The organism is Bacillus sp. FF-1 (genome assembly GCF_028548245.1).
GTDB lineage: Bacteria > Bacillota > Bacilli > Bacillales > Bacillaceae_G > Bacillus_A > Bacillus_A paranthracis.
In genome coordinates this window covers 100,830-120,107 of the sequence record NZ_JAQQGG010000007.1, presented here as the reverse complement: position 1 = coordinate 120,107, position 19,278 = coordinate 100,830, and the positions used below count along the sequence as shown (strand labels likewise).

16 protein-coding genes are annotated in these 19,278 nt (G+C 35.4%); 9 read left to right on the top strand and 7 right to left on the bottom strand.

Annotated features, from left to right (window positions below):
• Positions 1-44: 44 nt before the first annotated feature.
• The 3 genes from PQF83_RS21475 to PQF83_RS21465 all read left to right on the top strand — a co-directional run bounded on the left by PQF83_RS21475 (position 45) and on the right by PQF83_RS21465 (position 2,074).
• Positions 45-1,010 carry an L-threonine 3-dehydrogenase gene (locus PQF83_RS21475; protein ID WP_000723139.1) on the top strand — a complete coding sequence of 322 codons (966 nt, stop codon included), beginning with the start codon at positions 45-47 and terminating at the stop codon, positions 1,008-1,010.
• Positions 1,011-1,122: 112 nt separating this feature from the next.
• A complete protein-coding gene (gene pyrE, locus PQF83_RS21470) occupies positions 1,123-1,665 on the top strand; it encodes an orotate phosphoribosyltransferase (RefSeq protein ID WP_000417029.1) in 543 nt (180 codons plus the stop codon).
• The gene (locus PQF83_RS21465; RefSeq protein ID WP_001189954.1) at positions 1,652-2,074 is read left to right on the top strand and encodes an NUDIX hydrolase; all 423 of its coding nucleotides are present in this window, start codon (positions 1,652-1,654) and stop codon (positions 2,072-2,074) included. Before pyrE ends, PQF83_RS21465 begins: the two co-directional genes overlap by 14 nt.
• Positions 2,075-2,112: 38 nt before the next feature.
• Here PQF83_RS21465 and PQF83_RS21460 read toward each other — a convergent pair whose 3' ends face one another.
• The 3 genes from PQF83_RS21460 to PQF83_RS21450 form a co-directional block, all read right to left on the bottom strand.
• Entirely contained in the window at positions 2,113-3,996 is a 1,884-nt protein-coding gene (locus PQF83_RS21460) for a vWA domain-containing protein (protein ID WP_001248871.1), read from the bottom strand.
• A gap of 3 nt (positions 3,997-3,999) precedes the next feature.
• On the bottom strand, positions 4,000-4,893 hold the full coding sequence (locus PQF83_RS21455; RefSeq protein WP_000892977.1) for an ATP-binding protein: 894 nt from the start codon (positions 4,891-4,893) through the stop codon (positions 4,000-4,002).
• A gap of 127 nt (positions 4,894-5,020) precedes the next feature.
• Entirely contained in the window at positions 5,021-6,550 is a 1,530-nt protein-coding gene (locus PQF83_RS21450) for a cardiolipin synthase (RefSeq protein WP_272792339.1), read from the bottom strand.
• Positions 6,551-6,784: 234 nt separating this feature from the next.
• Here PQF83_RS21450 and PQF83_RS21445 point away from each other — a divergent pair, with 234 nt between their 5' ends.
• The 3 genes from PQF83_RS21445 (at position 6,785) to PQF83_RS21435 (ending at position 9,386) form a co-directional block, all read left to right on the top strand.
• Entirely contained in the window at positions 6,785-7,021 is a 237-nt protein-coding gene (locus PQF83_RS21445; RefSeq protein WP_000274352.1) for a hypothetical protein, read from the top strand.
• Between the two features lie 30 nt (positions 7,022-7,051).
• Positions 7,052-7,390 carry a hypothetical protein gene (locus PQF83_RS21440; protein ID WP_001106388.1) on the top strand — a complete coding sequence of 113 codons (339 nt, stop codon included), beginning with the start codon at positions 7,052-7,054 and terminating at the stop codon, positions 7,388-7,390.
• Between the two features lie 292 nt (positions 7,391-7,682).
• The gene (locus PQF83_RS21435) at positions 7,683-9,386 is read left to right on the top strand and encodes a putative bifunctional diguanylate cyclase/phosphodiesterase (protein WP_000893367.1); all 1,704 of its coding nucleotides are present in this window, start codon (positions 7,683-7,685) and stop codon (positions 9,384-9,386) included.
• Positions 9,387-9,417: 31 nt separating this feature from the next.
• Here PQF83_RS21435 and PQF83_RS21430 read toward each other — a convergent pair whose 3' ends face one another.
• Positions 9,418-10,815, bottom strand: a complete 1,398-nt coding sequence (locus tag PQF83_RS21430; RefSeq protein ID WP_000448454.1) for an amino acid permease — start codon at positions 10,813-10,815, stop codon at positions 9,418-9,420.
• Between the two features lie 450 nt (positions 10,816-11,265).
• On the opposite strand from PQF83_RS21430, the gene treR reads away from it, so the two are divergent.
• The 3 genes from treR (at position 11,266) to treC (ending at position 15,216) form a co-directional block, all read left to right on the top strand.
• Positions 11,266-11,976 (top strand): trehalose operon repressor, encoded by a 711-nt coding sequence (gene treR / locus PQF83_RS21425; protein WP_000987250.1) that lies wholly within the window; start codon positions 11,266-11,268, stop codon positions 11,974-11,976.
• Between the two features lie 137 nt (positions 11,977-12,113).
• Complete coding sequence (gene treP / locus PQF83_RS21420) at positions 12,114-13,541, top strand: PTS system trehalose-specific EIIBC component (RefSeq protein WP_000513946.1); 1,428 nt, start codon at positions 12,114-12,116, stop codon at positions 13,539-13,541.
• Positions 13,542-13,554: 13 nt separating this feature from the next.
• Complete coding sequence (treC, locus tag PQF83_RS21415; protein WP_000656119.1) at positions 13,555-15,216, top strand: alpha,alpha-phosphotrehalase; 1,662 nt, start codon at positions 13,555-13,557, stop codon at positions 15,214-15,216.
• Positions 15,217-15,247: 31 nt separating this feature from the next.
• Here the strand turns inward: treC and gerKC are convergent, their stop codons facing one another.
• From gerKC to gerKA, 3 genes are read right to left on the bottom strand one after another with little or no spacing between them, the layout of a single operon-like run.
• The gene (gene gerKC / locus PQF83_RS21410) at positions 15,248-16,372 is read right to left on the bottom strand and encodes a spore germination protein GerKC (protein WP_000474039.1); all 1,125 of its coding nucleotides are present in this window, start codon (positions 16,370-16,372) and stop codon (positions 15,248-15,250) included.
• Entirely contained in the window at positions 16,353-17,459 is a 1,107-nt protein-coding gene (locus PQF83_RS21405) for a GerAB/ArcD/ProY family transporter (RefSeq protein ID WP_000185779.1), read from the bottom strand. The genes gerKC and PQF83_RS21405 overlap by 20 nt, the downstream gene beginning before the upstream one ends.
• A complete protein-coding gene (gerKA, locus tag PQF83_RS21400; protein WP_000139275.1) occupies positions 17,440-18,942 on the bottom strand; it encodes a spore germination protein GerKA in 1,503 nt (500 codons plus the stop codon). The genes PQF83_RS21405 and gerKA overlap by 20 nt, the downstream gene beginning before the upstream one ends.
• Between the last annotated feature and the right edge of the window lie 336 nt (positions 18,943-19,278).

The window sequence follows — 19,278 nt, the reverse complement described above, 5'->3', positions numbered from 1 at the left end:
GTAACGACATCTTTTGAATAGCTTGCAAATGAGGAGTGGGGAAAATGAAAAAAATTCTAGTAACCGGTTCTTTAGGGCAAATTGGTTCTGAACTAGTAATGAAACTTCGTGATGTATACGGCGCATCAAATGTTATTGCAACAGATATTCGTGAAACAGATAGTGAAGTAGTAACGTCTGGTCCATTTGAAACGTTAGATGTAACAGATGGACAAAAACTACATGATATCGCAAAGCGCAATGAAGTAGATACAATTATTCATTTAGCAGCTTTACTTTCAGCAACAGCAGAAAAAAATCCGTTATTTGCATGGAATTTAAATATGGGCGGACTTGTAAATGCATTAGAAGCAGCTCGTGAATTAAACTGTAAGTTTTTCACGCCAAGTTCTATCGGTGCATTCGGTCCATCAACACCGAAAGATAATACACCACAAGATACAATTCAACGTCCTACTACGATGTATGGGGTAAACAAAGTAGCAGGGGAATTATTATGTGATTATTATCATCAAAAATTTGGCGTTGATACGCGCGGTGTCCGTTTCCCAGGTTTAATTTCTTACGTAGCTCCTCCAGGAGGCGGAACAACTGATTATGCAGTTGAAATTTATTATGAGGCGATTAAAAAAGGCACATACACCTCATACATTGCAGAAGGAACATACATGGATATGATGTACATGCCAGATGCTTTACAAGCGATCATTTCATTAATGGAAGCTGATCCAAGTAAGTTAGTGCATAGAAATGCATTTAATATTACAGCAATGAGCTTTGAGCCAGAGCAAATCGCAGCATCAATTCGTAAACACATTCCGACGTTTACAATGGACTACGCTGTAGATCCAGCTCGTCAAACAATCGCTGATAGTTGGCCAAACTCTATTGATGCAACAGCAGCAATGAAAGAGTGGGGCTTTAAAGCAGAATACGATTTAGACAAAATGACAACGGACATGTTGGCTAAGTTAAAAAAAAAGCTCACAGCTGAGTTAGTAATGAATTAATAGGAAGGGTCGATTCTTAGGAATCGACTCTTTTTGTTTGTATTTTAGGAATATACAAATAATTACAAGTGTGATAGAATGAGTTAATTTGTGTGTAAAGGGGAGACAGGAAATGGAGAAATGGGAGTTAGCAAAAGAAATTTATAATACGTCACGTTTAACGGGAACGTTTAAGCTTCGATCAGGACAAGTATCAAATCAATACTTTGATAAGTACTTATTTGAATCTAATCCAGCATTGTTAGTAGAAATTGCTAAGCAATTGAAAGAGCTCATTCCTCCTGAGACAGAAGTGCTCGCAGGCTTAGAGATGGGAGGAATTCCAGTAGCAACAGCATTATCTTTACAAACGGGTATACCAGTTGTATTTGTAAGAAAAGAAGCGAAGAAGTACGGTACATGTAAGTTAGCAGAAGGCGTTAATATTACTGAGAAAAATGTTTGTGTTGTTGAAGATGTTATTACGACAGGTGGTCAAATATTATTAAGCACGAAAGATTTAAGAGAACTAGGTGCGAAGGTACATCATGTTTTAGGCGTAATTGAACGAACAAAAGAGGGAAGAGAAAACTTATTAGAAGATGGCTTACAGCTACATTCTTTATTTACAATGGATGAGTTAATTGAAGGAGAAAAGGAACATGCAAAGGGTTGATGTCGTATACGCACTAATACATGACGAAGAAACAGATAAAATATTAATGGTACATAATGTAGAACAAAATGTTTGGTCATTGCCGGGTGGGGCTGTTGAAAAGGGTGAAACGTTAGAGGAAGCTTTAGTAAGGGAAGTAAAAGAAGAGACAGGTTTAACTGCTGTGGCAGGTGGACTTGTTGCGATTAATGAAAAATTCTTTGAAGAGCCAGGGAATCATGCGCTATTATTTACATTTCGAGCGCATGTAGTAAAAGGTGAACTTGTTGCAGCAGATGAAGGAGAAATTTCCGCAATGGAGTGGGTGGACAGAGCAATTGCAAATGAACGATTCCCATTCTACGATGGAGGATTCGATTCATTATTAGAAGTAGCCATTCCATATAAGTTTCAACCAGAAACAAAGTGATTGAATAGAAAAAACAGGAGCGCAAAGCTCCTGTTTTTCTATTCAATCGTCTTCAGTAATAACTTTTTCAATAGTGGTTTAATCTTCAGACGTAAATCTTCAGCGTGATTTGCAACTAAGAAGTGATGGTTATAAATGTTCTTCATTAATTGATAAGTTGCTTCTTTCGCTTCGCCTTCTTCGATGAAAATTCCGATTACTTCCATACCACTTTTACGAGCAAGTTTGACAGCTTCATGCGTATCTAAAATACCGTCTTGTTGGTAGTCTAGCGCAGAAGGTTCACCGTCTGTGAAGACAAGTAAGAATTTATGTTTTTCTGGTCTTTTTGCAAGCTTTTCAGAAACGATACGAATGATATATCCATCGCGGTTATCTTCTTCTTCGCGAAGCTGCATAATTTCTGGACCAACGTTTGGTAACGTTGAGTTTTTATACGTTACAACTTCATGGATAACGTTCGGCTTATCTTCAGGTTTAGCACTAGAAGCATCTTCCCAAAATCCGCTAATAGCGTGCGGGATTTTTAAAGATTTTAACGCTTCATGGAATAGGACCACACTCTTTTTCGTTTCTTCCATTTTGTTATACATAGAACCAGAGCAGTCTACTAATAGTTGGAATGCAACGTCGAGCTCTTGTGATTCTTGCCCTTTTTTATAAAACATGCGAGGCTGCTTTTCAGTATAAATACGAAGGAATTTCTTACGAAGTCTTCCGTAATATTTATCACTATTTGCATTCGTTTTATTTTCAATCGTTTTTTCGATAATTTTCTTTAATTCTTTTACATCTTTATTAACGACTGATTTGATAGCTTGGTAATCCTTTTTCTCATCAGGATTTGGTTTACGTGCTTCTTTAAATGTATGAGAAGCGCCAGTGTTATATTTACCATATGCACCATCATTTTGACTAGAAGCGTGAGAAGCTCTTGCTTCTTTTGTGTCAGCACCATCAAAGTTAGATTGTGTACTTTTTTGAGAAGTACCTTGTACAGAGCCAAGTGCTTGGTCGCCATCTTCTGATTCGCGAGCAGTGTCACCCATCATATTTGTTTTTGTTCCGCTTTCTAATTCAAAGCGTAAAAAGTTCTCGTTTTCATTGTTTTTATTTTCACGGTGCCATGTTGAGAAGCTTTCATCCATTTTGTTTTTATTTTCATCGTCATCTATGAGCTGTGTATCATCGTTTGCTAAATCTTCGACGCGACAGTTTTTTTCATCTGCAATGACAGATAAATAAAGCGGTGCATGCCCGAAATAGTTGTTCAGCATATCACTTTCAAGAAGCTCCTCTAAGCGATAGCGAATTTTCTCAACGATATACATAATATCTTCCGTATTACGAGCTTGGAATGTTTCATGCAAAATAGCTTCAATTTGCTCGAAATATTCATTATTAAACATTTCATATTTATCGCTCGTTAATGAAAGATAGCATAGACAAAATAGACGATCACCGTGATAGTTACGAACACGATTGATTTCATTTTGTGAGCTAAAGTAATTGCGATACATTTCTTTTCTTCTTTTAAAAACATGCTTTGTGCCAGGGCGTAAGTTTTTTACGATTTCCTCAACACGTAAATCTTCTAATAGAACAAATAATTGTGTTAAAAACTTTTTTAAGGGTGATTCTTGCAATTCAATTGCATAAGAACGAATTAAAGTCATGTCCGAGTAATGTTTATTACCAAGTGCTTTTAAAAACACTTCGCTTTTTAATCCGATTACTGTATCCTCTTCTTTTCGATCATCCCAAAAGTGACTAATGACAACCTTTTTTTCAATTTCGTCGTAGTATGCTTTATAGCCATACTCAAGGTAGGCATCATCTTCTTTGAGAAGGGCATACATTAAGTTTTCCATTTGTAGAAACAGCGACGCATCAATTTTTTTGTCACTAAAAATTTGTCTCATGAATTATCCCTCAAAGAAATAACTTTCTGCTAATTCACGGACAGTCATTTGTTCTGTTTCATCGTTTAATTTTGCGATAATACTACGTTCAATTGCACGCATAACGGGAATATATACACCTAAATCACATGCATCGATAATGCCACGAATACTTGCTGCTTCTTCACTTACGCGGCCATCACGAGCTAAAGGCATAAGATCGCTTGCAAATGCAACAAACTTTTCAATTGTTGCAGTGTCTTTTAGTTTTGATTCTGCTAATAATAGTTCTTTTAATGTATCACCTTGGATGTAGGGAACTTCAATAATAACAAAACGGTTTTTTAACGCTTCGTTTAGTTCACTTGTTCCAACGTAGCCTTCATTAATTGCTGCGATTACACGATACTCATCATCACCGTATACAACTTCTTGTGTAAATGGATTTGTAATCATTTTACGGTAATCTAATGCACCGTGAAGAAGTGGTAACGTTTCAGGTTTTGCCATATTGATTTCATCAATATATAGGAAATGGCCGTTCTTCATTGCTTTCATAAGAGGACCGTTAACGAATGTAACTTCAGATGCGCCATCTTTCGTTTGTAGTGTGTTGTATCCTAAAATACCTTCTACATCTAAATCGACAGAACAGTTAATGCTATGCATTGGTTTTTGGAATAAAGAAGAAAGAGTTTCAGCTAGTACTGTTTTACCACTACCAGTCGGCCCTTTTAATAGAATATTTTTGCCAAGAAGAAGTGCTGTAATGGCATCTTCGATAATGCTATTATCAGATGCTTTATATATTTTTGTACCGATTAAATGTGCATTTTCACCAGCTTCTTGTTTATTCTTTTCGTGAATTGTAGAAAGTTGCTGTTTTAAATCAGCATGTATATGAAATTGTTCTAACATGTATGTCCCACCTAACATTATTTTCATAAAGTAATACATCTTATGATAACTTGTTTTAATATGGTATGCAAAGAAAAGGAGAGGGGACAAATATAAAAGAAAAAGCAATCAATAGTACATTGATTACTTATAGTAAAGGAGAAATGAGCCTCATAAAAGACTCTAATATTCGTTTTTTGATACTTCTCTTTTGGAAAGCGTTCCATTTAATTTCAGTAGAATGCTTAAAGTCATCTTCAAAATCACGTTTAATATCATGAACAGTTTCTGATTCATACAGTACGCTAATAATTTCGTAATTCAATTCAAAGCTGCGTACGTCCATATTTGCTGTTCCGATTGTTGCAATTTTATCATCAACAAGTACAATTTTTGCATGCATAAAGCCATCTTTATAACTATAAATGGAGGCACCAGCTTTTAAAAGTGGAGTGAAGTAGGACTGAGATGCTTGGTCACTAATAATACTATCACTTTTACCAGGATATAAAATGCGTACATCTATGCCAGATATTGCACTTAAACGTAATAATGTTAAAGTTTCTTGATCTGGAATAAAGTATGGTGTAGCAATCCAAATAGATTTTTTTGCCGAGCCCATAACAGCTAATAATGTATTGCGAATGCTCTTATCATCTGAGCTTGGCCCGCTTGCTACAATTTGCACGGCACCTTCTGCACTTGAAATTTCTTTACCTGGGAAGTATTGTCTATTCATAAATTGATCCCAAGAATAGGTTTTCAAACCACTAGATGCATAGAGCCAGTCCTCTAGAAAAATTGCTTGTAATTTATATAACGCTTTTCCTTCGATTTTTAAATGACTATCACGCCAAACGGGAAACTTTTTTGAACGGCCAAGATATTCATCACCGACGTTAAGTCCTCCAGTAAAACCGATTTCTCCATCTACAATGACGATTTTACGGTGGTTACGATAATTGACGGTTTCAAGTAACCAAGCTGAAAAAATAGGATCAAATTCAACAATTTCAATCCCAGCTTCTTTCATAGGTTTTAAAAAGCGTCTTCTTAACGTATTACTTCCTAATCCATCATAAAGGAAGCGTACAATAACACCAGCTTTTGCTTTGTTTATTAAAGCATCCCGAACTTTTGTACCAATCTCATCAGATTTATAAATATAGTATTGAATATGTATATGATGTTTTGCTTGCTCGATCGCTTGCAAAATTGCTGAAAATGTTTGATCTCCGTTTGTTAAAAGTTTTGTAGTTGTTCTATCTGCGGCAGGCCCGCCTCCAAATTTTTGTACAACTTCTGTTAAATGGGTAGAGCGTTCACTTAATGGGACTTTGAGTGATAACTCTAGTCGTTTTCCTTCTAATATTTCACGGAATAATTTTCTTTGTTCTTCTGAACGGTGGAGATGCTTTTTTCTTCTCCAACGGCTACGCCCGAAAATAGAGTATAAAAGTACACCTACAACGGGAAGAAGTGCTAATACTAAAAACCACGCTAAGGTACTTTGAGGAGACCTATTTTCGATAAAAATAACGAATGAAATTCCTACAATTGTGATGGACCAGAGAACGCCGACAAATGTATATAACGAAATATACGATGTATTTAATAGGAAAAGAACGATAGATACAATTGTAAATATTAATAGTAATTTGACAATAGGTTTCTTCATTTCTATATAATTCCTCTAATCTTTCTTCAATATAGACTTCCTAAATAGCGGATGTAATGTGACATTTTTATCCCACTTTAATGGGCAGTAAGCCCCCCCCACTGATTAAAGTTTCACTTTATTATAAAGTGTTTTCTGTTTTTTACAAAATGTAGGTATTTCCCCATACTTTCCGCATTTGTCCTACATACAGTGTATTGTTACGTTTTTAAAGAGAAAAGGAAGGTGAATAAAATGTATGGTCGTCCAATTGGAGGATTTGGTCACGGTGGTGGTTTCGGTCACGGAGGTTTTCATGGTGGTTTTGGACATTCACCATTTTTTGGTGGAGGTTTCTTCCCAGGTTTTGTAGCCGGTGCATTACTCAGCCCTGGATTTGGTTATGGCGGATATGGTTATCCGTATTACTCGGATTATTCTTATTATACAGGTTACCAACAAGATCCATATTATTCTTACAATACCTATTAAGATGAGAAAATGGAAAAGGAGAGGGGAAATATGAATTATATAGAAAATAACGGATTGTATTATCGTAATCATCATCATGGAGGGCACCATCATAACGGCGGACATCACCACCATGGTGGGCACAATCACCATGATCATCATCACCATCACGGAGGTGGATGGGGCTGGGGTGGCGGCTCATGGGGCGGTGGATTTTTCCCTGGAAGTTTTGCTGGAGGTGTGTTAGGTGGGCTTACAGCTGGTGCATTAACGGGTGCAGCAGGTGGAGGCTACTATCCAGCACCATACCCAGTAACTTATCCAGCGCCATATCCAGCACCGTACCCAGTAACTTATTCAGCGCCATATCCAACACCATATCCGTATTAAACAAAAAAAGAGGATATCCTCTTTTTTGTTTAATACAGTATTTATTTATAAAATTCTTCCAAAATCAAGGTGAAAATATGTTAATATTTTGTTATTATAATTCAAAAACTACTATTTATAATCGAAACGGTATTATATTGCTTTTTATTACAAATAATATTATGTTATTTTAATCGACATATTTCAAAACGTGATGTATGTAAAGAACGATTATTAGGAAATGAAATATCTCTATTTCTATGAAAAGAAACAAGTTGTGTTTTAGTCAGATAGGAAGCAAGGAGAGATGCGCATGCTAGAACAAAGAGGTCATGCATTATATGAATCTTCATTGCGAGATTTAAAGTTAGCATTAGATGAGTCTTCAATTGTTGCGATTACAGACCGAAAGGGTCTTATTACATATGTAAATGATAAGTTTTGTGAAATCTCCAAATATACACGAGAAGAGTTAATAGGGAAAGATCATCGTATTTTAAATTCAGGACATCATCCGAAAACATTTTTTCAAATGCTATGGAAGCGTATTTTGAGCGGAAAAGTATGGAGAGGGGAGATTCGAAATCAAGCAAAAGATGGTACATATTATTGGGTTAAAACAACAATTGTTCCATTTTTAAATGAAAAAGGAGAGCCATATCAATTTATTGCGATCCGAAATGATATTAGTAGTAGGAAAGAAGCAGAACAGAGGTTACGGTTAAGCGAAAGTCGTTATAGGGAGCTTGCGTATCATGATGCTTTAACGAGTTTACCGAACCGTTTACAATTAATAACGACTGTTAACGAATTAATTGCAGATAAAAGAGAGTTTGGTATGATTTATTTTGATTTGGATCGTTTTAAATTAGTAAACGATACGCTAGGTCATATGATAGGAGATTTACTTTTAAGCGAAGTTGCTTCACGGTTGCATTATGTGCTAGGAGAGAAAGATGTTCTGGCTAGGCTGGGTGGCGACGAATTTGTGTTGTTAACAAAAAATCATACACAAGATGAGATGAGGCAGCTAGCGACATCTGTGTTGTCATGCTTTCAGGCGCCATTTATACTTGAAGGTCATGAAGTATACATTTCAGCTAGTCTAGGACTGTGCTCATATCCGCAAGATGGACAAGATGTAGAAACTCTATTGAAGAATTCAGATTTAGCTATGTATAGTGCGAAAGAACAAGGAAGAAATGCAGCGTGTTTCTTTACAGATGAGTTACGTGCGAAAATAAATCGTAGAATGAAAATTGAATTTGCTTTGCAAAAGGCAATTCGTGATGAAGAGTTAGATGTGGCACTGCAGCCTATTATTGATTTGAAAACGAAGAAATATACTGGTATTGAAGCTTTAGCGCGTTGTTCGACAGAAGAAGGACCTATTTCACCAAGCGAATTTATCCCAGTAGCTGAAGAATCTGGACTTATTATAAAATTAGGAGACTGGGTATTAGAAAAGTCATGTCGCTTGTTTAAAACATTGCCAGAGTATGAAGAAGGACTAAAGTTATCTGTGAATTTATCCATACAACAATTAATGCAAAAGCGTTTTATTTTATCTGTACGTAGCATTTTAAGGAGAACTGGATTTCCTGCAAATCGTTTAATTTTAGAAATAACGGAAAGCATTGCTGTTCGTCATTTTGATTATATTATTGCTACATTACAAGAATTAAGAAATATGGGTATTTTAATTGCTTTAGATGATTTCGGAACGGGTTATTCTTCCTTATATTATTTAAAACAACTACCGCTGGATATAGTAAAAATTGATCGTAATTTTATTCGTGAATTTCATTATGATCATGCACAGCCAGAGCGAACGATTGTAAAATCTGTTATTGAAATTGCCCATAGCTTACATTTAGCAGTAGTTGCTGAAGGGGTAGAGACAGTAGAGCAAGAAAGCTTATTAAAATCGATGGGCTGTGATTATGTACAAGGATTTTATTATGCAAAACCTTTATCTGTAGCAGAGTTAAAGGAAAAGTTAATTATAGACTTCTAATAAAAAAGAGAAGCCAGAAGCTTCTCCTTTTTTAATTCATTTTTTGTGAGTCTTTCATTAGTACAGGATAAAGAATAAGACCTAATACGAACAATCCGATTCCTAAGAAGAACGTTTTTAAATCAGCAGTTCCCGTTTTGATAACCCAAATAGAATATATGAATGCTAATGTAGTAATGATGCCGTCCTTTATTCGAGAGCCAGGCATTATATCATACGTTTCTCCTGTAATAACTAATTTGAATTGGTACAGTGTAGAAACAAGGTATGGAATTAAATAAGCTAATGTTGCTACAACGATAGCGAAATTATAAGCTTCTGATACGGTACCAGAAATCGTTGAGAATAAGAAAATTTGCGTCATCACATTTGTAATAAATAATGATTTTGAAGGACTACCTTTTTTATTTGTTTTCGCGAAAAATTTAGGGAAAAGCCCATTTTTTGCTGCCTGATAAGGAACCTCTGAACTAACAACGATCCAGCCAACTGTAGATCCAAATAAAGATACAAGTGCAAGTAAAGCCATTATATATGCGCCTTTATTGCCAATTGCTAAATTTAATGCGTCTACTAATGGTTTTTGAGACTCTTTTAAAGCATCTTGCGGGAGAGCGCCCATTGTAAGTAGAGTAATTGACATGTAAATAAGAAGAGCGATAATTAATCCGAAAATAGTCGCTTTTTTTACATCGCGCTGAGATTTTGCACGATTAGAAAGCATGACAGCTGATTCAATACCGATAAATGCCCAAAGTGTTGCAATAGCAGCTGAATTGATTTGTCCACCTAACGAAATTGATTGTCCTGCTTCATTCATAAATGTTTGCCCGTCTCCGAAATTAGAGGCATTGAAAATGAATAATGTGATTACAATAAACATTGTAAATCCGATAATTTTTGCAATAGTAGCAAGAAGATTCATATTTCCAGCACGATCAATATTTTGAGAAAGAATATATTGAATTCCCCATAACATAAGGCTACATACGAGGAACGTTAACCCTTTTCCAAGTTCTAGTGAAAATCCGTTCGTTGAAAAGAGAATTTGCTTACTTTGTAAAACTGGAAAGAATGTTGATAAATATCCAGCAAAGGAAATAATAACAGATGCTGTTGCAGCCCAGTTCGCAGCCCAATATCCCCATGCCATACTATAGCCTGCAACTTTACCCGCTTTTTTTGAAGGGAACATCGCTTGAGCATAGCTTTGTGGTCCCGCTTTTAATTCTGGTTTTCGGATTGCTAAATTTCCAAATACGAGTGCAATCATAAATACGCCAAGTCCTGTAATACTCCATGCAAGTGTAGAACCCATTGGACCTGATACTTGTGCTAAATTTGCTGGGAGCATAAATACGCCACCGCCAACCATATTCCCGATAACAAAAGCTGTTAAAACCCATAATCCCCATTTTTTCGTTTCCATTTTTGTTAACTCCTTTGTAGTAATATTTGCTTAAACATCATTTTTTACTAGCTTTTTGGCAATAAAAAAAGAGCCATGTAGATAAAAAATACCTACATGGCTCTTCGCCAAAGCGTAGGTACAACGGGAATAACCCTTGTACCTACGCGTAATTTTTCCGCTAGGTTTCAAGGGTTACGTATGATGATGATGTTTTTGTGCAAATGTAACTACAATTGTTGTATAAGTAAGCATAGTTCTTTGCTCCCTTTCTCCTCTGATTTTGAAGTTAGTATACTACATGTTTTTTTGAATGAAAAGAAAAATATAAAAATTTTTATAAAAATACGTTTTAGAGATTAAATATTTACCTTTATTTTTCCTATACTGGAAAATAAGTGAGAGATTGGCAGAAGAGTGTAGCATGGTATAATACATATAGAACTAGAAGGTGACAAGGGGCTATTGTAGATGATGAGTAAGTATGAACAAATTTATACAGAAATCAGTAATTCTATTGATAATAGGCAATTAAAAGAGGGATGCAAAATCCCATCAGAAACTGAATTAATGAAGCAATATGAAGCGAGCCGCGGTACTGTAAGAAAAGCTGTAGATTTATTACAAGAACGTGGATATGTTCAAAAAATACACGGAAAAGGTGTTTTTGTTTTAAAGCGAAAAAACATTGAATTCAACTTTGGTGGTATTGTAAGTTTCCAAGAAGAAAATGAACGTTTAGGACGCCATTGTATTACAGAAGTCGTGGAAATGGAGAAAGTAAAAGCGACAAAAGAGGTTGCAAAGCTATTAAATGTGAAAGAGAAAACAGACATAGATCATATTAAACGCGTACGAAATATTGATGGAGAAAAAGTAATTTTGGATATTAATCATTTTGTATCGGAATATATTCCTGGATTAACGAGTGAGATTGCAGCGGGGTCCATTTATAAATATATTGAGAAAGAACTAGGTCTTCATATTAGTTACTCACAGAGAGTAATTGAAGTGCAACCATGTACAGAGGACGATAGAAAGTATTTAGATTTAAATGGAACAGATTATGTTGTTGTCGTGAAAAACTTTACGCATTTGTATGATGGAAGTCAGTTCGAATATACAGAATCCCGCCACCGCTTAGATATTTTTCATTTTTCGGATGTGGCGCGGAGAAAATAAGGAGATGGAACGTAATGTTTCATCTCTTTTTTTATAAAAAAATGACAAACTCGTATATACGAGTGTTGACTAACTTATATATACGAGTTAATATGTAATTGTAAACGGTATCAAAAAAAGAAAAGAGGGACGGGAATATGGGGAAAGACTATCGTAAAACAGCAGAGGAAGTGTTGCAGTATATTGGCGGGAAAGACAATATTGAACAAGCTGCGCACTGTGTAACGAGACTCCGTATCGCTTTAAAGGATGAAAGTAAAATAGATAACGATAAATTGCAGTCTGTTTCATTAGTGAAGGGAGCGTTTCATAACGCTGGGGTATTTCAAATTGTAATTGGTCCAGGAGATGTTGATCGAGTATATGCTGAATTGATAACGCTTGCAGGTATGAAGGAAGCGACAGTAGCTGATGTAAAAGATTCTGGAAACCAAAAGTTAAATCCAGCTCAAAAGTTTGTAAAAGTATTTTCAGATGTATTTATGCCGATATTACCAGCAATCGTAACAGCTGGTTTATTAATGGGTATTAACAATCTATTAGGCGCAAAGGACTTATTTTTTGATGGGAAAAATTTATTAGATGTGTATCCAAACTTAGGCGGGCTTTGGGATTTAATTAATATGATGGCCAATACAGCATTCGTATTCTTACCGGCACTTGTCGGGTGGTCAGCAACAAAACGTTTTGGTGGTAGTCCAATACTAGGGATTGTTATGGGATTAATGCTTGTGCATCCGGCCTTATTAAATGCCTGGGACTATGGAAAAGCAGCGACTGGTTTAGATGGTCAAAAGATTGAGTACTTCAATATTTTAGGGCTGTTCCAAATTGAGAAGGTAGGATATCAAGGACAAATCTTGCCGGTTTTAGTAGCAGCATTTGTATTAAGTAAAGTAGAAATCTTTTTAAAGAAACATGTACCAAATGCAATTCAATTATTAGTTGTACCAATTACAACAATCGTTGTGACAGGTGTATTAGCATTAGGGATTATTGGTCCGGTTACACGTCATATTGGAGATTTATTAACAGTAGGATTAGTAGGTGTATATGAAACAGTACCAGTAGTTGGAGCGGTATTATTTGGAGCATTGTATGCACCACTTGTAATTACAGGTATGCATCATATGTTTATTGCTATCGATTTACAATTAATTGCACAACACGGTGGTACATTCATTTGGCCAATGATTGCTCTTTCTAACATTGCGCAAGGTAGTGCGGCACTTGCGATGTTCTGGATTTCTAAAAATCAAAATGATAAAAGTATGGCATCGACATCAGCAATCTCGGCATATTTCGGTATTACAGAGCCAGCTATGTTTGGTGTAAACTTACGAAATAAATTCCCGTTCTATGCAGCGATTATCGGATCGGCTGTGGCGGCGATATTCATTACATTAAATGGTGTATTAGCACCTGCTATCGGAATTGGTGGATTACCAGCATTTATTTCTATCATTCCGAAATCGATTCCAATGTTTATTGTCGGAATGGTTATCGCAATTGTAATTCCATTTACGTTAACGTGGTTATTTGCAAAACGAGTAAAACAGAAGTAGGAGGAAGTTAAACATGAAGGATTGGCATAAAAGTGTAGTTTATCAAATTTATCCGAAGAGCTTTAATAGCTATTACAATAAAGAAACCGGTGATATAAAAGGGGTTACAGAAAAACTAGATTACTTAAAAGAACTCGGAGTAGATTATATTTGGTTAACACCGATATACCAATCGCCACAAAATGATAATGGATACGATGTAAGTGATTACTACAGTATTGATCCATCTTACGGAACGATGGAAGAGTTTGAAGAGCTTTTAGAAGAAGCAAAAGCACGTAACATTGAAATTATGCTTGATATCGTTGTAAATCATAGTTCGACGGAGCATAAGTGGTTTAAAGAAGCGAAGGAAGATAAAAATAGTCCATATCGTAATTACTATATTTGGCGTGATGAAAAAAATAATTGGCAATCTAAGTTTGGTGGGTCTGCTTGGAAATATGATGAAAAGACAGAGCAATATTATTTACATCTATTTGATGAGACACAAGCAGATTTAAACTGGGAAAATGAAAAACTTCGTGAAGAAGTATATGATATGATGCGCTTTTGGCTTGATAAAGGGGTAACTGGATTCCGATTAGATGTTATTAATTTAATTTCAAAAGATCAACAGTTCTTAAATGATAATGGAAGTACGGCGACAAGCGATGGCCGTAAATATTATACAGATGGCCCACGTGTTCATGAATATTTACAAGAAATGAACCGAAATGTTTTTGAAGGGAAAGATGTAATTACAGTTGGAGAAATGTCATCTACGACAATTGATAATTGTATTAAATATTCAAACCCTGAGCGTAATGAATTAAGTATGACGTTTAGTTTCCATCATTTAAAAGTTGATTATACGAATGGTGATAAGTGGACGAAGGCTGATTTTGATTTTATTAAATTAAAAGAGATTATGTCTAATTGGCAAATTGAAATGCAAAAGGGCGGGGGATGGAATGCGTTATTCTGGTGTAATCATGACCAGCCTCGTATTGTGTCACGCTTCGGTAATGATGAGAAGTATAGAAATGAATCTGCAAAAATGTTAGCAACGGCTATGCATATGTTGCAAGGAACGCCTTATATTTATCAAGGCGAAGAAATCGGTATGACGAATCCTAATTTTGAGTCTATTGAACAATATCGTGATGTGGAATCGTTAAATATATATGATATAAAGTTGGAAGAAGGATTATCAAAAGAAGAGATTATCGGGATTTTAAAACAAAAATCTCGTGACAACTCCCGTACTCCAATGCAGTGGAATGAAGAGATGAACAGTGGCTTTACAACAAGTACACCTTGGATTTCAGTGGCTGAAAACTTTAAAGAAATAAACGTAGAGAAGGCATTAGAAGATAAAGAGTCTGTATTTTATCATTATAAAGAGTTAATAGAACTTAGAAAAACGTATGATGTAATTACAGAAGGAGAATATGCTATTTTGGATGAAAATGATCCTAAAATTTGGGCATATACTCGTACTACAGAAAGTGAAGTGCTACTTGTTATCAATAACTTCTATGGAGAGGAAATAACGTACTCTGTACCAGCGCACGTTCAATTAGATGGAATGCAACAAGAAGTATTACTGTCGAATTATAAAGATTCCAGCAAGGATATTACAAACCTTGACTTAAGACCATATGAATCAATTGTATATCGATATACGAAATAAAAGGTTGTATGCCTGCGTGGCATACAACCTTTTATTTTAAGACACCACTATACAAAATGCTTACTTCTACCTCAGGCTTAAATTTTACTTTTGCATAATCTTTATTCCAATTTTTTTTCTTCCATAGGTCAGGATGATAAGCGATAAGATGTCTACCAATTCCGAAAGCATCACAATTTGCCTTTTGTAACTTTTTCGTTATTTTTTTCGCTTCTTTCGTGAGCTGTTTGGATAGTTCCTTATTTAGTTTTTTTCTTTCATCCATTTTGTAAAGATTATCTCTCGGAGCTTCAAGGGCTATAACTTTTAATTGAAGCTTAATGTGAGCATAAACATTTCCTTTTTTATCTGTTGTTATTTTTAAGTCTCGTTTTAATTTCCGATTGCTCACTTCCATTGTTAAATAGTCAGATGTCTTCTCGGATTCATCGCTAGTAAGTTTTTGGGTTATACGGGCACTTGTTCCCATTTTTCCAGTTAATAATACGAATAAAACAGATTGTTTTAAAGGTAAATGCCCGGTCAATTTATCATTGTTAAATAAAGCTAATCCGTTTGTAATTACTTCTTTTCCTTTTATTTTTATAGAAGGGAGGGTAAAGTCTTTACCCGGATCTAACATTTTTGTAGCAGCTGTTTCTAAAGTTTCTTTTGGAAATACACTCATATCTTCTAAGCTTTTCACTTTTTTCTTTAGAAAATCTCCAATTAGTAAATTTCCTACTTTCTTTTTTTCTAGTATCTCGGATGTTTCACCATCTACTGCAATAAGTTTTACTAAAGCAGTTGGGTTTGTTGGGTCCCGAAAGCTGACATCTAAATAAGGTAGTATACCTTTTTTTAAAATTTTGGTTCCTAGTAATTGAACACCATATTTAAAATAACGAATATTTCCAGTCACATTTTTTTTCAGTGCATCGCTTGTATCTCTTATGTTATGCCCGGTTGCTGAATGTATTTCATTCTCGAATGAAGATTGTTCGCCGCTTGAACTTTTTACGAGCTCAATTGTTTGCTGGAGTTGATTCTCTTCCGTAATATCAGATCCAATACTATAAGCTAACCTTGCTTCCCTTAATGGTTCTTGATCCCAACAGCCAGCAAGGAATGCACTAGTGCATAATACAAAAAGTAATTTAACTCTTTTTTTGAACATACTGTTCTCCTTTCTTATTTCTTATTACTGAATAAAGTAGAAATAAAAGAGGGAGGACAACGATGAAAATATAGGTGAACTTATCTGTGAAAGTTGCAATCACTTTTAATTCTTCAGGTGTATCGATAAATAGGGCTATACTAAAAGCAATAATACCAACGATTGGGACAGCCTTTTTATGATTACCAAGATTGAATATATGTCCAATTCCTATAGAAGCAGCGCAGTAATAACTAGCGATAGAAGCTACAACTGTTATCATCCAAATTGGTATGAATAGTAAATCAGTTCGGTCTATAATCCCGATATGCAAGGATCGTAATAAGTAAGCAACTGGTTCTGGAATAAGCTCAATTTGTTTTGGACTAAATACGATAAAGCAAATCCAAACAGTAAAAGTATAAAAAAGGGTTACAAATCCATTCGCGATAGAAATTGCCTTTAGTTTTGCGACAGAACTGCCATTTACTTTTGGAAAAGCGATAAGAATGATTTCAAAACCATACATGGCTGTAATTGTTTCCTTGGATGCTTGAATTATATTCCACCAGCCGGCTTCTGTAATGGGAAAAATATAAGAGAAATCAGCTCGGGAAAGCCCTAGGGCAATTAAAAGAGCCATTGGTAAAATGAGAATAGAGGCCATGACATAAAATCGTACGATGACTTTAAAAGTGTTATAAGCTACATAACAACAAGCTATTGTAAATAGTATGAGAATGGCATACCAAGGAGTTGCTTGTAATATCCACACTTTAATGACATTACAAGCATTCAACATAACCGTCATACCAATAAGGGTAAAATAAAAAACATAAGCAAAACCTAATAGTTTTCCAAACTTATTCCCAAATAGCATACAAACACTTTCATACATATCTGCATCAGGGAATCGTTTTAAGAAAAGCCACATAAGTAAAATAATAAGCTGAATCGCAAGCCCGGCGATGAGCGCGGAAATCCACCCACCGCCTTTTGCTATTGGGTGAAGACGGTTAGGCAGGGAAAGTATACCCACTCCAATTTGGCATTGAATAACGAAAAAGGTAAATTGAACTAGCGAAATTTTACTTTGCGTGTTTGTCACCGTCCTCATCCTCTCTCGTTACATGTTGGCGCTGCATTTTTTTCGGTTTTGGATCATGTGGTCGTTCCCAAAATGACCAAATTGGTAGTCTGACAAAAGAATCTTTCATATCTTTAATCCGCATTGGTGCAACAGGAGAAAGATATGGTGTATGAAAAGAATGAAGCTGACATAAATGAACGAAAGTTATAATGAGACCGAACGATATTCCTACATATCCGAATAGGGCAGCAAGGAGCATTAATGGAAATCGAAGAATCCGGACTGCTGAACTCATATCGTTTGATGGAACGAGAAAAGATGAGATTGCAGTTAAAGCTACAACGATAATCATTGTGTAAGAAACGAGTCCGGCTTTTACAATTGCATCACCAATTACTAAACCGCCTACAATACCGATTGTTTGTCCAACTCTGCTCGGCAAACGAATACCAGCTTCCCGTAATAACTCGAAAATTAGCTCCATTAAGAGAGCTTCAAAAATAGGAGGAAGTGGTACTTTCTCTAATGAAGCTTTAATTGTATATACAAGTTCGAGCGGCAATACATCAGGATGAAAGGCTACGGTTGCGATATATATAGCTGGTAAGAGAAAAGCAATCAAAAAACTCACTAAGCGAATCATTCGGACGAAAGAACCGACAATCCAGCGGTTATTATAATCATCTGGTGATTGATAGAAAGCGAATAATGTAACAGGAACGATGAGCGCTGTTGGATCTCCATCAGATAAAATAGCAACTCGTCCTTCCATTAAATTTGCTGCGACTCTATCTGGACGCTCTGTATTTAATTGCTGCGGAAATGGTGAGAAAGACGTATCCTCTATAAATTCTTGTATATATCCCGGAGGCATAAGTGCATCTGTCTTAATCGTTTCTAACCTTCTTTTTACTTCTGTAACTAAATCGTCATTCGCTATGTTTTGCATATAAGCAATTGCCACTTTCGTATGCATTTCTTCACCAAGTGTGAAATATTTAACGACGATATTTGGACTTTTTATGAGTTTACGAATGGAAGCTAAATTGGTTGCTAAATCTTCTACAAAACCAGTATGTGGTCCACGTACAATGCCTTCATTATCAGGCTCTGCTATATCTCTCTTTAAAGATAAAGCTGTTTCGAAAATACAAAAACTGTCGACTTGTTCATGAAAATATAATGATTTGCCTTGTAATAAAAGTTGCACACCGTAATTTAAATTTGTTTCTTTCTTCATACTTAATGTGGCAAAAGCTTTATCTAAAGACAAATCCGACCGAGTTAATAAAGGCTCAAGAGCTAATTGGTGAATTAAATTTAAATCTGCTAAAGATTCGATATATAAGATTGTTCCTTTGCCGTTTTGAAATGGGACATCTAATTTTTTTATATCATCTGAGTGACATAGCTTATTTTCAATGTAATTAATATTTTCCGGAAGTGATGGAAACATATGCTTTTTGTTATTATCTTGTTGTGAGTGCTTCTGTTCGGTCATAATTTCCATCTCCTTTACATTGAAATTATTTCTGTTAATTTTTGTTTTTTGTGAGAAAATTATGCTTGGATTTTTTAGAAAAGTAGGGAAATGGAAAGAACGTATATATTTGCGATATTAATATATATCTTTTGTACTATAGGAGAGTAAATCTAGCGGGATGCATAATTACATCATTTGATGAATAGGAAATTTAAGAAAAACGATTTATAATACTAGTATTGTGTCTTGCCTTTTTAGGTACAGTACACAGCCGGTGATTGGCTAGTGGATGTTCTTCCATTTTGCCAGTGCCGGTTTTTTATTGGATAATAGGGAAAATGAAGTTTTTATAAA

Excerpts from the sequence above, each read along its gene's own strand:
- PQF83_RS21430 (WP_000448454.1), bottom strand. The coding sequence starts at position 10,815 with ATGGAAACGAAAAAATGGGGATTATGGGTTTTAACAGCTTTTGTTATC.
- PQF83_RS21475 (WP_000723139.1), top strand. The coding sequence starts at position 45 with ATGAAAAAAATTCTAGTAACCGGTTCTTTAGGGCAAATTGGTTCTGAA.
- PQF83_RS21465 (WP_001189954.1), top strand. The coding sequence starts at position 1,652 with ATGCAAAGGGTTGATGTCGTATACGCACTAATACATGACGAAGAAACA.
- PQF83_RS21445 (WP_000274352.1), top strand. The coding sequence starts at position 6,785 with ATGTATGGTCGTCCAATTGGAGGATTTGGTCACGGTGGTGGTTTCGGT.
- PQF83_RS21460 (WP_001248871.1), bottom strand. The coding sequence starts at position 3,996 with ATGAGACAAATTTTTAGTGACAAAAAAATTGATGCGTCGCTGTTTCTA.
- gerKC (WP_000474039.1), bottom strand. The coding sequence starts at position 16,372 with ATGTTCAAAAAAAGAGTTAAATTACTTTTTGTATTATGCACTAGTGCA.
- treP (WP_000513946.1), top strand. The coding sequence starts at position 12,114 with ATGGGGAAAGACTATCGTAAAACAGCAGAGGAAGTGTTGCAGTATATT.
- PQF83_RS21450 (WP_272792339.1), bottom strand. The coding sequence starts at position 6,550 with ATGAAGAAACCTATTGTCAAATTACTATTAATATTTACAATTGTATCT.
- PQF83_RS21440 (WP_001106388.1), top strand. The coding sequence starts at position 7,052 with ATGAATTATATAGAAAATAACGGATTGTATTATCGTAATCATCATCAT.
- treC (WP_000656119.1), top strand. The coding sequence starts at position 13,555 with ATGAAGGATTGGCATAAAAGTGTAGTTTATCAAATTTATCCGAAGAGC.
- pyrE (WP_000417029.1), top strand. The coding sequence starts at position 1,123 with ATGGAGAAATGGGAGTTAGCAAAAGAAATTTATAATACGTCACGTTTA.
- PQF83_RS21455 (WP_000892977.1), bottom strand. The coding sequence starts at position 4,893 with ATGTTAGAACAATTTCATATACATGCTGATTTAAAACAGCAACTTTCT.
- PQF83_RS21435 (WP_000893367.1), top strand. The coding sequence starts at position 7,683 with ATGCTAGAACAAAGAGGTCATGCATTATATGAATCTTCATTGCGAGAT.
- gerKA (WP_000139275.1), bottom strand. The coding sequence starts at position 18,942 with ATGACCGAACAGAAGCACTCACAACAAGATAATAACAAAAAGCATATG.
- treR (WP_000987250.1), top strand. The coding sequence starts at position 11,266 with ATGATGAGTAAGTATGAACAAATTTATACAGAAATCAGTAATTCTATT.